We start from the raw sequence: 17,392 nt of genomic DNA on the forward strand, positions 1-17,392 counted from the left end.
CTATCTGATTCTTTCGCATTTGTCAATAGCTCTGGCAAATGTTTCCAGCTTTTTTGCTATGAAAGCCTTATCTACGATACTGCTTCAAGAAACGAGTCATCTTTTCTTGGATTTGGGCTAACTCATCTACGCGTGGCAGATAAACGATACGGAAGTGATCTGGCTCTTTCCAGTTAAATCCTCGTCCGTGAACCAAAAGTACTTTTTCTTGCTTCAAGAAATCAAGAACAAACTGTTCATCATCATCGATACGGTACATATTGCGGTCAATTTTAGGGAAGATATAAAGACCCGCTTTAGGTTTAACCGCGGACAAACCTGGAATATCTTGAATGGCATTATAAATAAAGTTTCTTTGTTCATAGATACGACCACCCGGCAAGAGTAATTCGTCCACCGACTGGTGACCACCTAGTGAAGTTTGAACAACCTGTTGAGCCAAGACGTTGGAACAAAGGCGCATGTTTGAAAGCATGTTGAGACCTTCAATATAGCCCTTTACATGATGTTTAGGCCCAGACAAGACCATCCAACCTACACGAAAACCAGCGATACGGTGAGATTTAGACAGACCATTCATGCTGACACAGAAAAGGTCTGGAGCCAAACTTGCTACTGGTGTGTGGACATTGCCGTCCATAACCATACGGTCGTAAATTTCATCCGCAAAGATAATCAAGTCATTTTGACGAGCAATCTCAATGATATCTAGTAAGAGTTCTTTAGGATAGAGGGCTCCCGTTGGATTATTTGGATTGATTAAAACGATAGCCTTAGTATTTGAACTAATCTTAGACTTAATGTCATCTAGGTCTGGATACCATTCAGCTTCTTCATCACAGGCGTAGTGAACGGCATTTCCTCCAGCCAAGCTAACTGCAGCTGTCCAGAGAGGATAGTCAGGCATAGGAACCAAGACTTCATCGCCATTGTCCAAGAGACCTTGCATGGACATGACAATCAACTCACTCACACCATTTCCAAGGTAGATATCATCGATACCTACATTAGGGAATTTTTTCAATTGGCAATATTGCATAATTGCTTTACGGGCTGAAAAGATACCTTTTGAGTCCGAATAACCTTCACTATCACGCGCATTCATAATCAAATCATGGATGACCTCATCTGGTGCTGTAAAGCCAAACTCAGCTGGGTTTCCTGTATTCAAGCGAAGGATTTTTTCTCCATTTGCTCGCATACGCATGGCTTCCTCAAGAACTGGTCCACGGATGTCATAAGCCACATGCTCTAATTTGATTGATTTGTTAAATTCTTTCATTTGATTTCCTCAATTCATCAGGATAGTTAATATTATACCACTTGATAGAAAAATCGTAAATCGCCCACTACTATTCCACAAAAAAACCTTGCTTAACGCAAGGTAAACAGAGCAAGGTCGATTTCTTTCTATTTTTGGGAGAAGAAAGAGAAAAATATGCACCTCTAGTAAGATATACATCTAAATCCAAAGTCTCGCATATAAACTTCGAATCGAAAACGAAGGCATCGTTATGGATGATAGTTGCATGAACTCATGAATTTCTTCCTGTGTCCAGCAAAACGCAAAGAAAAAATAAGTCGACTCAACAAACAACATAGACGATGTCTGGGCTAATTCGAGTCTGTTTGTAAAGAATTTTACCATATCACTGACTTCTTTCCCTTGCCCTGTCACTTAGTATTATACACTAAAACTTTTGCATTTTCAAATAAGTACATATAAAAAGAACTCTTTTTAAAGCGTCACTTAAAAATTTATACTCAATGAAAATCAAAGAGCAAACTAGGAAGCTAGCCGCAGGTTGCTCAAAGCACGGCTTTGAGGTTGCAGATAAAGCTGACGTGGTTTGAATTTGATTTTCGAAGAGTATTAATTGAATATGATTCTGCTTTGGCAATAAAAAAGAGAGAACCATGTGATTCTCTCAGATTTTACTACTACAAATATCTAGAACGAAATTTAATTTCGCCAGATTATTTCGTAATTTCAGCCAACATTTTTTCAATATGTTGAATTGATTTTTCACGTCCAAGCAAGTAAATAGTATCTGGCAATTCAGGACCATGCATTTCACCTGAAACAGCGATACGGATTGGCATGAAGAGGTTTTTCCCTTTGATACCTGTTTCTTTTTGGACTGCTTTGATTTGTGGGAAGATATTTTCTACCACAAACTCGTCATCTGACATAGCTTCAAGCTTGGCTTTGAAGGCTTCAAGTACCGTTGGCACCGTTTCACCAGCCATGACTTCTCGTTCAGCTTCTGTCAATTCTGGGAAGTCTGAGAAGAAAAGGTCTGTCAATGGAACGATTTCGTCAACTGACTTCATTTGTGGTTTGTAGAGTTCCACCAATTTCTCAGCCTTGTCTGTCAAACGTCCTGCTTCTTCAAGGAATGGTTTTGCCATTTCAAAAATAGTCTCAAGGTCTGCATTCTTGATATAGTCATTGCTCATCCAGTCAAGTTTCTTCTGGTCGAAGGCTGCTGGAGACTTGCTAAGACGGTTTTCATCAAAGAGCTTGATGAGTTCTTGGCGAGAGAAGATTTCGTCTTCCCCACCAGGGTTCCAACCAAGAAGGGCGATAAAGTTAAAGACTGCTTCTGGAAGGTACCCTTTCTTACGATAATCTTCGATGAACTGAAGGGTGTTGGTATCACGTTTAGACAACTTTTTACCAGTTTCAGAGTTGATGATCAAGGTCATGTGACCGAACTCTGGAGCTTCCCAACCAAGTGCTTCATAAACCATGAGCTGTTTTGGTGTGTTAGCAATGTGGTCGTCTCCACGAATGACGTGAGAGATTTGCATGTCGTGGTCATCGATCACAACGGCAAAGTTGTAAGTTGGGTAGCCATCTTTCTTTTGGATAACCCAGTCCCCACCGATATTGCCACCTTCAAATTCGATATCACCTTTGACCATATCATGCCATTTGTAGATACCAGACTCATTAACTGCCAAACGAACAGTTGGGATAATACCTGCGGCTTCACGTTCTGCAACATAAGCTGCTTTTTCTTCCTCGCTCATACCAAGGTATTCGTTAATGTAACGAGGTGTTTCACCAGCTGCTTCTTGGCGTTCACGTTCAGCTGCCAACTCTTCTTCAGTGACGTAAGATTTGTAGGCTTTCCCTTCAACAAGCAATTGGTCGATATATTTTTGATAGAGTTCCAAACGCTCTGATTGGCGGTAGTTTTCATGAGTTTCTGGACTTTCATCCCAATCCATGCCCAACCAACGAAGGTTTTCAAGCTGAGAACGTTCTCCATCTTCGACGTGACGCTTACGGTCAGTATCTTCGATACGGATGATAAAAGTTCCACCATGGTGGCGTGCATACAAGTAGTTAAACAATGCTGTACGGGCATTTCCGATGTGTAGTAGTCCTGTTGGACTTGGTGCATAACGCACACGAATATCTTTTGACATATCTTCTCCTATAAAGTCTCTAGGCGTCTGCCTTTTTGCTCTCTATATTATATCACAAGTCGTGCCAGAGTCCAATTTCTCTTTTCGAGAAATAGAAAAAAGAGTGGTAAAACCACTCTTTTCAGCTCTATTATAGACGAGCGTTGAGTTCTTTGCTCAATTCTTCAAATCCTGGTTTACCAAGAAGGGCAAACATGTTACGTTTGTAAGCTTCAACACCTGGTTGGTCAAATGGGTTGATAGCATTCAAGTAACCTGAAAGGGCGATAGCCAATTCGAAGAAATAGATAGTGTAACCAAGAGTGAAGGCGTCTTGCTCAGGAAGAGTCACGTACATGTTTGGCACGTCACCGTCAGTGTGGGCAAGAAGAACACCGTCAGTCGCTTTTTTGTTTACAAAGTCAACGTCTTTTCCTTGAAGGTATCCAAGTCCGTCAAGATCTTCTTCCAAAGTAGGGATAATCACGTTCTTACGTGGTTTGTCAACACGGACAACGGTTTCAAACATGATACGAGTTCCTTCTTGAATAAATTGACCCAATGAGTGCAAGTCTGTTGAGAAGTTAGCTGAAGTTGGGTAAATACCTTTTTGGTCTTTCCCTTCTGACTCACCAGCCAATTGTTTCCACCATTCTGAGAAGTATTGAAGTGATGGCTCGTAGTTTACCAAGATTTCAGTAGCATATCCTTTACGGTAAAGGATGTTACGAACTGCAGCGTATTGGTAAGCTTCGTTTTCTGAAAGTTTGTCTGATGTGTAATCTTTACGAGCAGCATTAGCACCTTCCATAAGGGCTTTGATATCTGCACCTGATGCTGCGATTGGAAGCAATCCAACTGCTGTCAATACTGAGAAGCGTCCACCGATATCATCTGGAACAACAAATGTTTCCCAACCGTTAGCATCTGCTTCAACTTTAACAGCACCTTTTTGGCGGTCAGTAGTTGCGTAGATACGTTTGTTAGCTTCTTCTTGACCGTATTTCTTAACCAAGAGTTCTTTGAAGACACGGAAAGCGATGGCTGGTTCAGTTGTTGTACCTGATTTAGAAATCACGTTTACTGAGAAGTCTTTATCTGAAACATACTCTACCAAGTCAGCAAGGTAAGTAGATGAGATTGAGTTTCCAGCGTAAAGGATTTGTGGCGCTTTGCGCTCTTCTTTTGTTTGCAAGTTTGCAAAGTGGTGGTTCAAGAAGTCAATGGCAGCTTTCGCTCCAAGGTATGATCCACCAATACCGATAACGACCAAAACATCGCTGTCTGCTTTAATTTGCTCAGCAGCTTTCAAGATGCGGTCAAATTCTTCGCGGTCGTAGTTTTCAGGAAGGTCCAACCAACCCAAGAAGTCGCTACCAGCACCAGTTCCTTTACGGATCAATTCGTCTGCTGCTGTAACTTGTGATTGCATGTACTCCACTTCATGTGGTGCAACAAATTTGTCTAATACTTTTGAATAATCAAATTTAATATGTGACATAGTATTCCTCCAAAATTTCTTCTTTTCTATCATAACGCTTACTAACAATTTTTTCAAGTTTTTATACTAAAAATTTCCAATTTTTATCACAATTCAAACGTTTGCGTAAAAATGCAACTCTATAAATATTCGTAAACGGCGAATAAAAAAACAACTAGGTTTCTAGTCGTTACAATTCATTCAATAAATACTCAAATAATTCTAAGTTGCCATCTTCTTCATTGACCAGAAATTCTGGATGCCACTGGAGACCAATAATACGGTGTTCATCAATAGATTCAATTGCTTCAACAGTTTGATCACGTGGATCCACAGCCGTCACACGGAAATTGGGTGCCAGGTCTTTAATGCTCTGACGATGGACTGAATTAACCTGACTTTCTTTACCAAATAATTTAGACACTACACTGCCATCCACTGTCTCAATAGAATGTGAAGTCCCAAAAGGTAGGCCTTGCCAGTGACCTTCAATCTCCTGATTGAGCGTACCACCAAAGGCAACGTTAACTAGCTGAACACCACGGCAAATGGCTAAAATTGGCTTATTCTGACGTAGGGCCTCTTGTAAAAGTGCCAACTCAAACTCATCTCGAGCTAGATTATAGTCATCGCTATCAATCGTTTTTTCTTCACCATAAAACTGAGGATGGACATTTTGCCCTCCAGTCAAGATAAGCTTGTCAATCATTTCTACGTAGTCGTGAACAACTGACTCATCACCAACTGGAATCACCAAAGGAAGTCCGCCAACCTGACGAATACTCTCAGCGAATTTACAAGAGACTGATGAATGAATATTTTTTCCTTCTGCGTCCACAGGACATAGATTTGCTGCAACTCCAACAACCGTTCTTGCCATTACTGATTTCCTTTCGTTTTCTATTGATAATCTTATCTTACCATCCTTCCCCACACCTGTCTAATATGTATTTTTTAAGTCCGTGATAAAATTTTTTTATCAGAAAAAGTTGCCCAAATTTAGGACAACTTTTTTGCTTATACTCAATGAAAATCAAAGAGCAAACTAGGAAGCTAGCCGCAGGTTGCTCAAAACACAGTTTTGAGGTTGTGGATAGAACTGACGAAGTCAGTAACACATATACGGCAAGAGGACGCTGACGTGGTTTGAAGAGATGTTCGAAGAGTATTATTCAAAGACAAATTGATTATGGTACAGTTCGGAGTAAAATCCTCCAAGCTTGAGTAATTCATGGTGATTTCCTTGTTCGATAACTTGACCATCCTTAAGAACAATAATCTGATCCGCATTGAGAATGGTTTTCAAGCGGTGAGCAATCACAAAACTAGTTCTTCCTGCTACAATTGCCTCCATGGCATTTTGAATCTTGCTTTCTGTTACAGTATCAACGTTTGATGTTGCCTCATCCAAGATTAAGACCTGCGGATCTGTCATCAAGGTACGGGCGATGGAAATCAACTGTTTTTGGCCAGTTGAGAAGACGCTCTGGTCATCATTAATCAAAGTATCATACTTATCTGGCAGGCTTTCGATGTAGTCATGGATGTGTGTAGCTTTAGCTGCTGCTTCGACCATTTCCTGACTAGCTTCTGGTACACCAAATCGAATATTGTCACGAATAGTTCCACTAAACAAAACAGAATCCTGTAGAACAATTCCCACCTTGCTTCGCAAACTATCCAAATCAAACTCGCGAATATCTCTGCCATCAAAGCTGATACTTCCTGCATCCACATCATAAAAACGATTGATTAAGTTCATGATGGTTGTTTTCCCTGAACCTGTCGGACCAACTACCGCAATCATTTTTCCTTTTGGAGCTGAAATGCTAACATCTTTCAAAATTGGTTTTCCTGGAAGGTAGGAGAAGTCTACGTTCTGAATCTCCACACCCTCTCGCAATTCTGTGAAGACTGGAGCATCTTGAGGACGGACTTCTTCTTCTGCATCAAACATTTCTTGGATACGGTCGGCACCTGTAAAGGCCAGTTGCAAGCTTCCCCAGCTCGCTGCTAATTGGATAATGGGCTGGTAATACTGTTGCGAGAACTGAGTAAACATGACAATCAAGCCCAGAGCAGTTGCTGTCTCGATGTTCTTATCATTTAGTAAAATAGCTGAACCGACAAAAATAACAATAGCTGTATTGACCAAACTCATCCCGTTCATAACAGGGAAAAGAATTCCTGAGAACATTCTTCCCTTGAAAGTGGCCTTTCGAACCCGTTCATTTTGCTCAACAAAACCTGCAATCACATCTTCTTGAATGCCTTGAACAATAACGGCTTTTTGTCCAGAGATACTCTCATCCATATAAGCATTGAGCTTCCCAACTTCTTTTTGTTGGAGGTTGGTGTATTTTCGTGCTAGCTTTAAGATAAAGAAGACCATGATAACAGCTATTGGAGTGCTGGCAATTGTGATTAAAGCCAAGGTGACATTTTTTGCGAACATAACAATCAGCAAGCCAATAAAAAGGGCAATATTAGTCATGACAGACACTAAACTTTCGTTGAAAGCTTGGAGAATATTATCCAAATCACTGGTAAAACGTGACAGGATATCCCCATCTTGATGGCGATCAAAGAAGGAAACCGTCAAGCGAGAAAGCTTGCCAAAAAGTCCCTTACGCATCTCATTTGTAGATTCGGCAATAATGCGGCTCATCAAGACCATATAGATAAGACTAGAAACTACTAAAACGATTAAAATATAAGCAAGATTAAGCAAGAGTCCTAATAGACTTTGCCAAACCATATCAGGATTTCCATTTTGATAAGCTATAACTAAATTAGCTAGTTCCGTGACTGTTTGACCTGCAAATACTGGAAAGAGGGCTTGGGCTATCGTTGCAATGATAATCATAGCAATAACAACGACAAAGGATATCTTATAAACTTTAAAATAGTTCCAAAAAAATTCAAATGTCTTCATCCTACTCCTCCTTTCCTTTTTGTGTTTCGTAAATTTCACGATAAACTGGGTTTGTTGCAACCAAGTCAGCATGTTTTCCTTGGCCAATCAGTCGACCTTGATCAAGTACTAAAATTTTATCAGCATGCACAACAGAGCTAATCTTTTGCGCGATGATAATCGTAGTCGTCCCCTTCAAATCCTTGTTAAGAGCCTCTTGAACCAAGCGCTCTGACTTGGCATCAAGGGCAGAGGTTGAATCATCAAAAATCAAGATACGAGGATTGCTAACAATCCCACGCGCAATAGACATTCTTTGTTTTTGTCCACCAGAAAAGTTAGTTCCACGTTCCTCAACCGGACTTTCAAAAGCCAATTCCATGCGACTAATAAATTCACTCGCTTGGGCAATACGAGCTGCGCGTTCCATTTCTGAAACTGTCGCATCTCCCTTTCCTTGTCTGAGATTATCTGCGATGGTTCCACTAAAGAGAATGGCTCTTTGTAGAACGATAGAGACTGTCTTGCGAAGTGTCCCTTCACTAACTGTACGAATGTCCTTTCCACCAATTTTGATCGAACCTTGCTGAGGATCAAACAGACGTGGAATCAACTGAGCCAAGGTTGATTTCCCTGCACCAGTTGCTCCGACAACCCCAACCATCTCACCAGCTGCGATATCAAAGGACACATCTTTTAGGATAGGTTCTTCATCATTTGGATAGGTGAAGGTTACATTTTCAAAACTGAGACTTCCTTCCAATTCTTCATCTTCCACATCCTTGAAAGTCATAGCCGGTTCTGTATCCAGGATTTCACGAATACGACGGAAGGAAATCATGGCACGAGTAACTGAATTCCCCAAAAATCCGACCATAACGATAGTAAAGATAATCTGACTCAGATAATTCACGAAGGAAGCAATGGAACCAACGACTGATGGATCTGACTCTGCCATACCTGCTACAAGCCAGATTGAGAGAAAAACAGCCCCGTAAGAAATCAACATCATTGCAGGTTGCATAACAGAAAAGGCATAACCGATATAAAGGTTTTCTCCCAACAATTCATCTGACACCTGCGTAAATTTATCAAACTGATCTTTTTCTCGGACAAAAGACTTAACCACGCGCACACCACGCAAATTTTCTTTAGCAATGGCATTGATACGCTCTAGTAAGGTCTGGAATTTTGCAAAGCGTGGTCCCACAACTCCCATCATAAAACCCATTATGACAACAATCAGAACGACCATGAGAACTAGCACCCACCACAGAGAAGGTAGGGTGACAACTGCTAGAATAAAGGAACCGATAAACAAAAGTGGTAGTCGAAAGAGAATTTGGAAGGTCATCATGACTACGTTCTGAATCTGATTGATATCGTTGGTCATACGAACAACAAGGTTCCCTGCATTAAACTTCTCAATATTGGCGTATGAAAAAGTTTGAATCTTACGAAAAGCATCTTCCCGTAAGTCTGACGAAACTCCTTGAGCAATGTAGGCAGCTAACACAACATTGATGCCACCTGCAATCAAACCAATCAAGGCAACAAGGATTAACCAAAAACCAATATGATAAATAGCTTCGTTATCACCTGTTAGCAGTGCCTCTAAAACCTCCTGCAAATAACGTGGTTGCAAGAGTGAACTCGTTACCATTAGACCTGTCATAACCAAGGAAGCCAGGGCCTGCCATTTATAGGCTTTTATTTTCTGAAACAGCATATTTCCCCCTTATAAGATAGACAAAAGGGGACGACAGTTCTGTCAGTCCCTTCTTATGCTTTCATGTTAATACTATTCTAACAAAAAAGAATGCTATTGTCAAAGTACTCAGTTCTCGCAAGCTTGTGAATCACGACATCAGCATTCTATAAAATCGTTTAAAATTCTTCTAATTGAGAACAGAATTTTTATTTCTCTGAACTAGCTTGCTCCTCTAGTTTAGCTTGTCCAATTTCACGGTAGCTACGGTCCCCAACAATCTTGACTGAGAACTGACCATCTTCGTACTCAAGAATCGTCACACTTCCATTATCAAGGCCATGCGGATGCATGCCATTAATTAAATAAACAATGGTTCCAATAGTCATTCCATGACTGACTACGAGAGCATTTCCTCCCCCATTAGCTTCCATTTCCTTAGCAATGGCTTCAAAACCTTCCCAGATGCGACCACTTAGTTTTTCCCAGCCTTCAGCCCAGCCTGCTGTATCCACTTCTACCAGACCTTCAGCCAGCTCAGCATAGGACAAACGATGCACATGGTCGACATTAAAGATACGTGGGATGATGCCCATAAAAAGGTCTCCATCATATGCACCATCAAAACTACCAAAGCACCATTCACGGATTCGCTTATCCATACGATAAGGAATTTGCCCTGTCAAACCTAATTCCTCAAGGATAATTCCCATAGTTTGAATGGTACGCCCTGAATCACTTGAATAAGCACGCTCGAAGCTTAAGCCTGATTCACGCAAGCCAATTCCCAATTCATGAATACCTCGCTCTCCCTCAGCTGTTAGGGGAGTATCACTCCAACCTTGAGCACGCCCAATCGTATTAAACATTGTTTTCCCATGACGCACTAGATACAATTTTACACTTGCCATTTTCCGTCCTCCATATGTATCTATTATAGCATGATTTCAAGCAAAAACCTCGTCCTAACCCACTGAGTCCAACATCACCACTTAAACTAGATTTTACAAATCTGATAATCTATGTCTTATCATTCTTAGAAGGAACAACTTTAGATGTCTCGGTGGTCTCATTTTTTACCTGTTCTTCTTTTTTCTTCTCGCTTTCTTCTTTTGACTTTTTTTCTGTTTTCTTCGTCTTGTCGTCAGTCTTTTTAAAAGGTGGAAAACGAAATTCAAATTGATTTTTCCCAGTGTCAACAATCGCTGTAAATCCCTTTTGGTCATTACGATAAGTTGCCTTTCCTGCATTAAATGACTGCTGACCACTCTCAGAACTAGCTTTTTCATAGGTCCTCTTAGCAATTGCAAATGCAAGAAGTTTTTCTTTATTGAGGGCATAATCCTGATGATGAGCCACTTGTCGATTTAGATAAAACTGTAACAAGAGACTAAAAATTCCGGCAATAGTGACAGCGTAAAGGAGAACTCCAGCTCTAACTTTTTTCTTTTTCCACACGATAGATAAACTCCCTCTCTAGTCCCTTTTCAAACTGAAAATTGAAATGAACATTTTGCCCTTTTTGGTAAATATGTGCTGATTTCAGACCGTAGACCATGGGTTGATAGCCACGTCCACTAGCATCTGTTTTCCGAAAATCATCTGAATTTGATTTTCCCATGGAAATGGGGTTCCCATCCTGTTTGAGATAAAGTCTATCATTCTCCACTTTTTCAAACTGGGCTCGATTCAACTCCGCTGCCAGCTGATCCACAAATAAAAGCCATTCTTTTTGCTCACTTCTCTGCTGATAGCGAACTTCTGAAACCAAGAGTTGGCTCATAGCTTGAAAAAGGAGCAAGCTACCACTAATAACGATAAGGGCAACCAAGGATTCTAAAAGTGTAAAAGCTCTGACCCTACTTATCTTGAATCGCCAGTAATTTCTCCGTCCCATGATACACCTCCAAATCTCGCTCATTCGAGACAACATGAACCGTAAGCCCATTGACAGTCAACTGCTTTTGTCCAGTCTGCAAAGCCATACGAGCCACACGCAAAACTTCTTCCTGTTCTATAAGTCTTGCTTCCTGTCGTCTACTTTCTTGAATCTGCCCTAGCAAGAGAGTTGCAATACTGGCAAAAATAGCTAGTGAAATCACTGCCTCCAGTAAAATAACCGCCTTAATTTTTTGCTTCTTGAATACGTTTAATCTTTCCATTTCCTAGATATAGTTGGTAGCGAACCACTTCTTTCCTCGTTTGAAATCTTACATTTGAAAGAGACGAATTTCCTCCAGCCTTGTCAAAAGTGATTGACTGAGTGGACTGTAGTTGAATCCCTTTAGGAATGGCTAACTTTTGATAGCCATTACTAATGCTCCTCTCTTCTAACACTAAATTCATCTTTTGTTGACTAGCCAGACTTCGTTTCTGGGTTTCTCGATAAAGTTCCTCAAACTCCATAAAGAAAATCTGTTCTTCTACAGCTGCAAAAGTTGATTGAACTGAACTTGACAAACCCAAGGCTAACAGGCTGACTATTCCTAAGACCAATAAACTTTCTAGCATAGTAAAAGCCCTAATCCGCAACTGTTTGACTTGTCTTTTGTTTTGCATGATATTCCTTATAGGCTTTCGCTTGCTCAGCAGTGATGCGTCCATCTGCCTGTAATTTGCTTAGACTAGCATCTTCATTTTTATCCAGACTATAGAGTTCTGCTTGGCTTTCTACCACTTTAACGACAGCTGCTTTCCCCTTATCATTGACTGCATCCTTTTGCTTCGTCAAATTTGGCACAAACAGTAAGAGTAGGACACTAATGATGAGCAACACGACCAACATTTCGACCAGTGTAAAAGCTTTTGCCTTGGCTTCTTTTAATTTCATCATCATCTTTTTCATCTAAAAATTTACCTCCATATTTTGATACATTGGCAGCAACATGGCTGCGTACAATAAAACGATTAGCAGGGCTACAAAAATAAATACCAGCGGTTGAACTAGATTCATGGTACGATTGACTCGGGTAAAAAATGCCTCCCAAGTTTTTTCTGCATAGATTTCCAATTCGCTCCCCAGTTTGGATTTGACCTCTCCGTATTCAATGATTAAACCCAACTCTCTTCTAAAGAAAGGATAATGTTGCACAACTTTCGAAAATTCATGCCCATTTTGCAAGGCTTGATCTAAATCTTGTCCTATTTCCCTAAAAAGAGGATTTCCTTGCTCCTGCATCATCTGGAAAATCTGTGATAGCTCCAGACCTTGACCAATCATATTACCCCATTCTCGAGCATAATAGGCAGTTAGATAATACTGAATAAACACACCTAGAAAGGGGATTCTAGCTAGAAAAGAAAATACTTGTATCTTCCTAGATTTTCTGTAGAATATCAGTCCTGTTAAAGATACTAGACCTAACGCTAGAACAAGCCCAAGAAAAATCTGTGGCAGGTTACTAATCACTAAGGTAGCTATGTTGCTACTATCCAGTTGAGGCAAGAGATAATTACGCAAACCCATCATAATGAGCAGTAAGAAAACTAACAAAATGACTGGATAGGTCGCAACTTCGATTAACTTCTTCTTGACCTTAGCTAGATTATCTAAATATTCTTCGATTTTACCCAAACTTAAATGGAGATTCCCATGAACTTCAGCCAATGAAAGTTGCGTGACAATCGCACTCGAGAAACCTAAATGACCCATCATTTCCGAAAAAGACTTTCCTTGCGCAAGTCCTAGGCGCATCTGCGATACATATGCCTTTTCCAACAAGAGACTTCTATCTAGAAAGGAAATGATTTCTACCAGATGAAAACCACTAGAAAATAAATTGTTAAAGAGAGTGATGATTTTCTTCTGCTTACTGGTAGCTAATTTTCTCCGTTTCAGCTTGAAGGGCAGTGATATGTCCTTCTTTAAGAAGCTGGTCAATTTGTCCATTCCACTTTTCTGCCTGGTGTTCTTGATAATTTCCATTTGCAAAATCAATAATTCCTCCTCCCCCGATTAACCTCTGGTAGCATACGCCTTGTAAAACAACTGCTAGTTCATCTTCACTGACACCCAGTTCTAAAAGACGCTCATAGACACCACGAACACTCTTGGCATGGATTGTCGAGAATACCGTGGCACCTGTCAGACTAGCTCGTACAACAGCACGGGCTGTTTCACTATCCCTGATTTCTCCAATGATTAAAAGATCTGGACGATGTCGTAGGGAAAGTTTTATCAAGTTTTCATAGCTCAGTCCGATAGCTTCATTGAGCTGTAATTGTAGCATTGCTTCTTGCTTAATCTCAACCGGATCTTCAATGGACATGACCTGTTGTCCCTTAAACAATGACTTGGCTAATTCATGCATCAAAGTAGTTTTGCCGCTTCCTACGGGGCCTGCAAAAAGATAAAGCCCGCGTTGCCTAAAGCCCTTTTCCAGTTCTATAAGGTCCTGAAACCAGAAGCGCAACTCTTGTTCTTGATCATGCAAAAGCCGGATTACTAGACTCTCATGACCACGATAATCTCCCACCGTCGATAAGCGTAATGAAGAAACCTTATCTCCATGCTGATAATCACAGGAACCAAGCTGACTACGGCGTTTTTCTCCAACGTTCATCCCCGCAATAAACTTAAAATGACTAATGACAGCCCCCAACTTTTCAAAGTCATAGGTGTTAATCAAATGTCTCTCATCTCCAACTCGCATATGTAGCTCATAAATCTTTTCTTTAGGAACAAAATAGATGTCCTGAGCTCCTTGTTTTTTGGCCAGTGTAATCAATTCTTGTGCAAGTGTTTGTACCATATCTTCCTCCTCATTCTTATTATTCGAAGAAAATATAAAAAAAGAAGAAACAACTTCATTAAAAAGTTGTTTCTTCTTTTTTGATGCGACAAGTACGGTGGATTTCTAAACCAGTCTGCTTTTCGTAACCAGGTCTAAATTTTTCATCAGGAATGACTTGACCATCCTCCAACAAAGCCAAGGAATGATATTGCTGAAGAAATTCATCGCATTCTTCACACCAGCGTTTATCTTCTGGATCCCAAAAAATAGTCATCAAGTCTCCTCTACTTTTGTAAAGGGGAATTTCCTTTTCTAACTCAAACCAACAAGACTTATAATATTTCAAGGCGTCATAATAGTTATCAAATGTTTTGCTCGCAATGACGTCGTCTTCCCAGCCTTCTATAAACCACCACGGTTCAAAATCTCCGTACATTTTTATAACTCGATACATAGTTTAACTTCCTTTGTACCGTATATTATAGCGAAATTTTAAGAACAATGAAAGAATTTTGCTCATTTTCACGAATTATATAACATTTTCAAAAAATCCAGCTATTCAAAAACGAATAACTGGATTTAAAACAAGATTAACCTTCTGAAATATCGTTTTCAATAATCACTTTAATCGCATGATGATCGGCGGCCTTACTAAATACTTCATAGGCCTTTTCTATTTCACTAAGTTTGAAATAATGAGTTACCAATTTTTCAGGTTCAATTTTATGACTTTCTAAGGCCTTCAAAAGCTGAGGAGTTGTATTGGTAGAAACCAATCCAGTAGTTACGTTAATGTTCCGAATCCAAAGAGTGTCCAAATCAAACTGAACTGGTTTACCATGCACACCACAGTTGGCTACTGTTCCGTCTACACCGATAATCTTTTGACAGAGATCAAACGTTGCAGGAATTCCTACCGCCTCAATAGCGACATCTACACCTCGACCATCTGTCAAATCATAAATTTCTTGAATTGCTTTTTCAGGGTCTGAAGAATTAATCTTATGAGTAGCACCGAAAGAAACTGCAGTATCCAAGCGATTATCGTCTAGGTCCACCATAATCAATTTAGCTGGAGAATAGAATTGTGCCGTCAAAAGAGCTGCCAATCCGACTGGCCCTGAACCAACGATAGCTACACTACAACCAGGCTCAACTTTCCCTTTTAAGACACCAATTTCATAGCCAGTTGGCAAGATATCAGATAACATAACCAAAGCTTCATCAGACAAGTCAGCTGGAGTATGATAAAGAGTATTATCAGCATGAGGCACACGAAGATATTCTGCTTGCATACCGTCGATCAAATGTCCAAAAATCCATCCACCTTCGTCTTCACAGTGGGCATAGATTCCTTTTTTACAATAGTAACACTTGCCACATGCACAAACGCAAGAAATCAAAACCTTATCACCCTTTTTGAAGTTTGAAACTCCTGCTCCGACTTCTTCTACAATACCAATTCCTTCATGTCCTAGGATAGTTCCACTCTTACAAGCAGGAACATCGCCTTTAATAATATGAAGGTCTGTACCACAAATAGTAGTCTTAACGATACGCACAATAGCATCTGTTGGCTTGCGAATAACTGGTTTGTCTACATCAACAAATGACGCAAGGCTTGGTTTAACGTAAGTATAAGCTTTCATAAGCAATCCTCCACTTTTTTATTTGTATTATTTATATCATAATTGTAAGCCTTTTCATTGAAAAAATCAAGTGATTTGTGAAAGAAATAACAAATTTATTTTAAAAAAAGAAGAAACTAAACTAGTTTCTTCTTTAGAAATTATGCTTGATAACGTTTTTCACCGTCTAGATAAGTTGCTACTAATTCCAAATCTTTATCTAGCACGATAAAGTCAGCATCATAGCCTTCACGAATTTGTCCACAGACGTCATCGATATGAACTGATTTAGCTGGGTTCAGACTAGCCATCATGACTGCTTCATGAGGATTTGCAATTCCCCACTCAACGACATTTTTCAAACCATCTTTAAGTTTGAGAATGGAACCTGCCAAGTTACCTGTAGATTTAAGGCGAGCAGTCCCATTTGCAACTACAACTGGAAATTCACCTAACATATAATCGCCATCTTGCAAACCACCGGCTGTCATACAATCAGTGATAAGGGCAATATTTTCAGTTCCCTTTTGTTTAAGAAGAATTTCGCAGGCCTTAGGATCCACGTGATGACCATCACAAATCAATTCTGCATAAGTGTGTGGTAACTCATACATCGCACCAACCATACCGAGTTCGCGGTGTGTTAAGCCACGCATTCCATTATAGGCATGAACCCAAACACTAGCCCCGGCATCAACAGCTTTTTTAGCTTCATCAAATGTAGCATTAGAGTGACCAAGAGCAACAGTTACACCTTCACCAGTAATAGTACGTACAAAGTCCTCAACACCATCACGTTCAGGTGCAAGAGCAATTTTATTAAGAAGACCATTAGCAGCCTTCTGCCAAGCACGGAACTCATCCATACGAGGATCTTTCATGTAAGCAGGGTTTTGAGCTCCTTTAAATTCCTCAGTAAAATATGGCCCTTCAAAATAGATACCACGAATCTTAGCACCAGATGCTTCTTGATAGCGTGCACCAATGTTTTCAGTAACAGCCAGCAATTGTTCGTATGATGAAGTTAGTGTAGTTGGTAGGAAACTAGTAACACCTGTGCTAAGAAGACCTTCACTCATCGTATGAAGAGTTCCTTCAATATTATTATCCATGACATCCACACCACCAAAACCGTGAATGTGTGTATCAACGAGACCAGGTGCGATGCTATAACCAGAATAATCTAAAATTTCAGCATCCCCAGAAATCTCTTCAACATGCTTACCAAACTTGCCATCAATAAGTTCCAAATAACCTCCACGACGAATACCATGTGGATAGAAAAATTGATCAGCTTTAATATATTTAGGCATAATGATAACCCCCTTAAGAAATAATCTACTATTTATTATGTCAATTACATTATAAACCTTTCAAAACGATTTGTAAATGGTATAGACCTTTTTTAGTGAAATTTTAATAAATTATTCAACAAAAAAGACAAGGTCTAAAAACCTTGTCTTTAATACTATACCGGCGGCCAACAAACTAGCGTTAAAATAAGTTAAAATA

Annotated in this window: 17 protein-coding genes; all 17 read right to left on the bottom strand. The window is 39.9% G+C overall.

Annotated elements, in window-relative coordinates; translation table 11 throughout:
* Positions 1-67 precede the first annotated feature (67 nt).
* On the bottom strand, positions 68-1,282 hold the full coding sequence (locus AAFQ93_RS00655; RefSeq protein WP_375555357.1) for a pyridoxal phosphate-dependent aminotransferase: 1,215 nt from the start codon (positions 1,280-1,282) through the stop codon (positions 68-70).
* A gap of 695 nt (positions 1,283-1,977) precedes the next feature.
* Entirely contained in the window at positions 1,978-3,438 is a 1,461-nt protein-coding gene (gltX, locus tag AAFQ93_RS00660) for a glutamate--tRNA ligase (RefSeq protein ID WP_375555358.1), read from the bottom strand.
* Between the two features lie 130 nt (positions 3,439-3,568).
* A complete protein-coding gene (locus AAFQ93_RS00665; RefSeq protein ID WP_375555359.1) occupies positions 3,569-4,918 on the bottom strand; it encodes a glucose-6-phosphate isomerase in 1,350 nt (449 codons plus the stop codon).
* A 169-nt stretch (positions 4,919-5,087) separates the two neighbouring features.
* Positions 5,088-5,777, bottom strand: coding sequence for a gamma-glutamyl-gamma-aminobutyrate hydrolase family protein (locus AAFQ93_RS00670; protein ID WP_045614750.1), 690 nt, complete (start codon positions 5,775-5,777; stop codon positions 5,088-5,090).
* 288 nt (positions 5,778-6,065) lie between these two features.
* Positions 6,066-7,832 (bottom strand): ABC transporter ATP-binding protein, encoded by a 1,767-nt coding sequence (locus AAFQ93_RS00675; protein ID WP_375555360.1) that lies wholly within the window; start codon positions 7,830-7,832, stop codon positions 6,066-6,068.
* A 1-nt stretch (position 7,833) separates the two neighbouring features.
* Positions 7,834-9,540: an ABC transporter ATP-binding protein gene (locus AAFQ93_RS00680; RefSeq protein WP_375555361.1), complete on the bottom strand. Its 1,707-nt coding sequence runs from the start codon at positions 9,538-9,540 to the stop codon at positions 7,834-7,836.
* 188 nt (positions 9,541-9,728) lie between these two features.
* Positions 9,729-10,430 carry a histidine phosphatase family protein gene (locus AAFQ93_RS00685; RefSeq protein WP_000179052.1) on the bottom strand — a complete coding sequence of 234 codons (702 nt, stop codon included), beginning with the start codon at positions 10,428-10,430 and terminating at the stop codon, positions 9,729-9,731.
* A 109-nt stretch (positions 10,431-10,539) separates the two neighbouring features.
* A complete protein-coding gene (gene comGG, locus AAFQ93_RS00690; RefSeq protein ID WP_223140197.1) occupies positions 10,540-10,977 on the bottom strand; it encodes a competence type IV pilus minor pilin ComGG in 438 nt (145 codons plus the stop codon).
* Positions 10,955-11,416, bottom strand: a complete 462-nt coding sequence (comGF, locus tag AAFQ93_RS00695; protein WP_223140198.1) for a competence type IV pilus minor pilin ComGF — start codon at positions 11,414-11,416, stop codon at positions 10,955-10,957. The genes comGG and comGF overlap by 23 nt, the downstream gene beginning before the upstream one ends.
* On the bottom strand, positions 11,379-11,681 hold the full coding sequence (gene comGE, locus AAFQ93_RS00700; protein ID WP_223140199.1) for a competence type IV pilus minor pilin ComGE: 303 nt from the start codon (positions 11,679-11,681) through the stop codon (positions 11,379-11,381). The genes comGF and comGE overlap by 38 nt, the downstream gene beginning before the upstream one ends.
* Entirely contained in the window at positions 11,644-12,078 is a 435-nt protein-coding gene (gene comGD, locus AAFQ93_RS00705; RefSeq protein WP_375555362.1) for a competence type IV pilus minor pilin ComGD, read from the bottom strand. The genes comGE and comGD overlap by 38 nt, the downstream gene beginning before the upstream one ends.
* Positions 12,041-12,364, bottom strand: coding sequence for a competence type IV pilus major pilin ComGC (gene comGC / locus AAFQ93_RS00710; RefSeq protein ID WP_375555363.1), 324 nt, complete (start codon positions 12,362-12,364; stop codon positions 12,041-12,043). The genes comGD and comGC overlap by 38 nt, the downstream gene beginning before the upstream one ends.
* Positions 12,365-13,408: a competence type IV pilus assembly protein ComGB gene (gene comGB, locus AAFQ93_RS00715; RefSeq protein ID WP_223141129.1), complete on the bottom strand. Its 1,044-nt coding sequence runs from the start codon at positions 13,406-13,408 to the stop codon at positions 12,365-12,367.
* On the bottom strand, positions 13,329-14,270 hold the full coding sequence (gene comGA / locus AAFQ93_RS00720; RefSeq protein ID WP_375555364.1) for a competence type IV pilus ATPase ComGA: 942 nt from the start codon (positions 14,268-14,270) through the stop codon (positions 13,329-13,331). The genes comGB and comGA overlap by 80 nt, the downstream gene beginning before the upstream one ends.
* A gap of 58 nt (positions 14,271-14,328) precedes the next feature.
* Complete coding sequence (locus AAFQ93_RS00725; RefSeq protein WP_223140241.1) at positions 14,329-14,706, bottom strand: DUF1033 family protein; 378 nt, start codon at positions 14,704-14,706, stop codon at positions 14,329-14,331.
* Between the two features lie 136 nt (positions 14,707-14,842).
* A complete protein-coding gene (locus AAFQ93_RS00730; protein ID WP_375555365.1) occupies positions 14,843-15,901 on the bottom strand; it encodes a zinc-dependent alcohol dehydrogenase family protein in 1,059 nt (352 codons plus the stop codon).
* A 140-nt stretch (positions 15,902-16,041) separates the two neighbouring features.
* Positions 16,042-17,193 carry an N-acetylglucosamine-6-phosphate deacetylase gene (gene nagA / locus AAFQ93_RS00735; RefSeq protein ID WP_049509183.1) on the bottom strand — a complete coding sequence of 384 codons (1,152 nt, stop codon included), beginning with the start codon at positions 17,191-17,193 and terminating at the stop codon, positions 16,042-16,044.
* Positions 17,194-17,392 lie beyond the last annotated feature (199 nt).

This window comes from Streptococcus nidrosiense (genome assembly GCF_042140045.1).
Taxonomy (GTDB): Bacteria; Bacillota; Bacilli; order Lactobacillales; family Streptococcaceae; genus Streptococcus; species Streptococcus nidrosiense.

Coding starts and splice junctions, on each gene's coding strand:
- AAFQ93_RS00655 (WP_375555357.1), bottom strand. CDS start 1,282: ATGAAAGAATTTAACAAATCAATCAAATTAGAGCATGTGGCTTATGAC.
- gltX (WP_375555358.1), bottom strand. CDS start 3,438: ATGTCAAAAGATATTCGTGTGCGTTATGCACCAAGTCCAACAGGACTA.
- AAFQ93_RS00665 (WP_375555359.1), bottom strand. CDS start 4,918: ATGTCACATATTAAATTTGATTATTCAAAAGTATTAGACAAATTTGTT.
- AAFQ93_RS00670 (WP_045614750.1), bottom strand. CDS start 5,777: ATGGCAAGAACGGTTGTTGGAGTTGCAGCAAATCTATGTCCTGTGGAC.
- AAFQ93_RS00675 (WP_375555360.1), bottom strand. CDS start 7,832: ATGAAGACATTTGAATTTTTTTGGAACTATTTTAAAGTTTATAAGATA.
- AAFQ93_RS00680 (WP_375555361.1), bottom strand. CDS start 9,540: ATGCTGTTTCAGAAAATAAAAGCCTATAAATGGCAGGCCCTGGCTTCC.
- AAFQ93_RS00685 (WP_000179052.1), bottom strand. CDS start 10,430: ATGGCAAGTGTAAAATTGTATCTAGTGCGTCATGGGAAAACAATGTTT.
- comGF (WP_223140198.1), bottom strand. CDS start 11,416: ATGGGACGGAGAAATTACTGGCGATTCAAGATAAGTAGGGTCAGAGCT.
- comGE (WP_223140199.1), bottom strand. CDS start 11,681: ATGGAAAGATTAAACGTATTCAAGAAGCAAAAAATTAAGGCGGTTATT.
- comGD (WP_375555362.1), bottom strand. CDS start 12,078: ATGCAAAACAAAAGACAAGTCAAACAGTTGCGGATTAGGGCTTTTACT.
- comGC (WP_375555363.1), bottom strand. CDS start 12,364: ATGAAAAAGATGATGATGAAATTAAAAGAAGCCAAGGCAAAAGCTTTT.
- comGB (WP_223141129.1), bottom strand. CDS start 13,408: ATGGACAAATTGACCAGCTTCTTAAAGAAGGACATATCACTGCCCTTC.
- comGA (WP_375555364.1), bottom strand. CDS start 14,270: ATGGTACAAACACTTGCACAAGAATTGATTACACTGGCCAAAAAACAA.
- AAFQ93_RS00725 (WP_223140241.1), bottom strand. CDS start 14,706: ATGTATCGAGTTATAAAAATGTACGGAGATTTTGAACCGTGGTGGTTT.
- AAFQ93_RS00730 (WP_375555365.1), bottom strand. CDS start 15,901: ATGAAAGCTTATACTTACGTTAAACCAAGCCTTGCGTCATTTGTTGAT.
- nagA (WP_049509183.1), bottom strand. CDS start 17,193: ATGCCTAAATATATTAAAGCTGATCAATTTTTCTATCCACATGGTATT.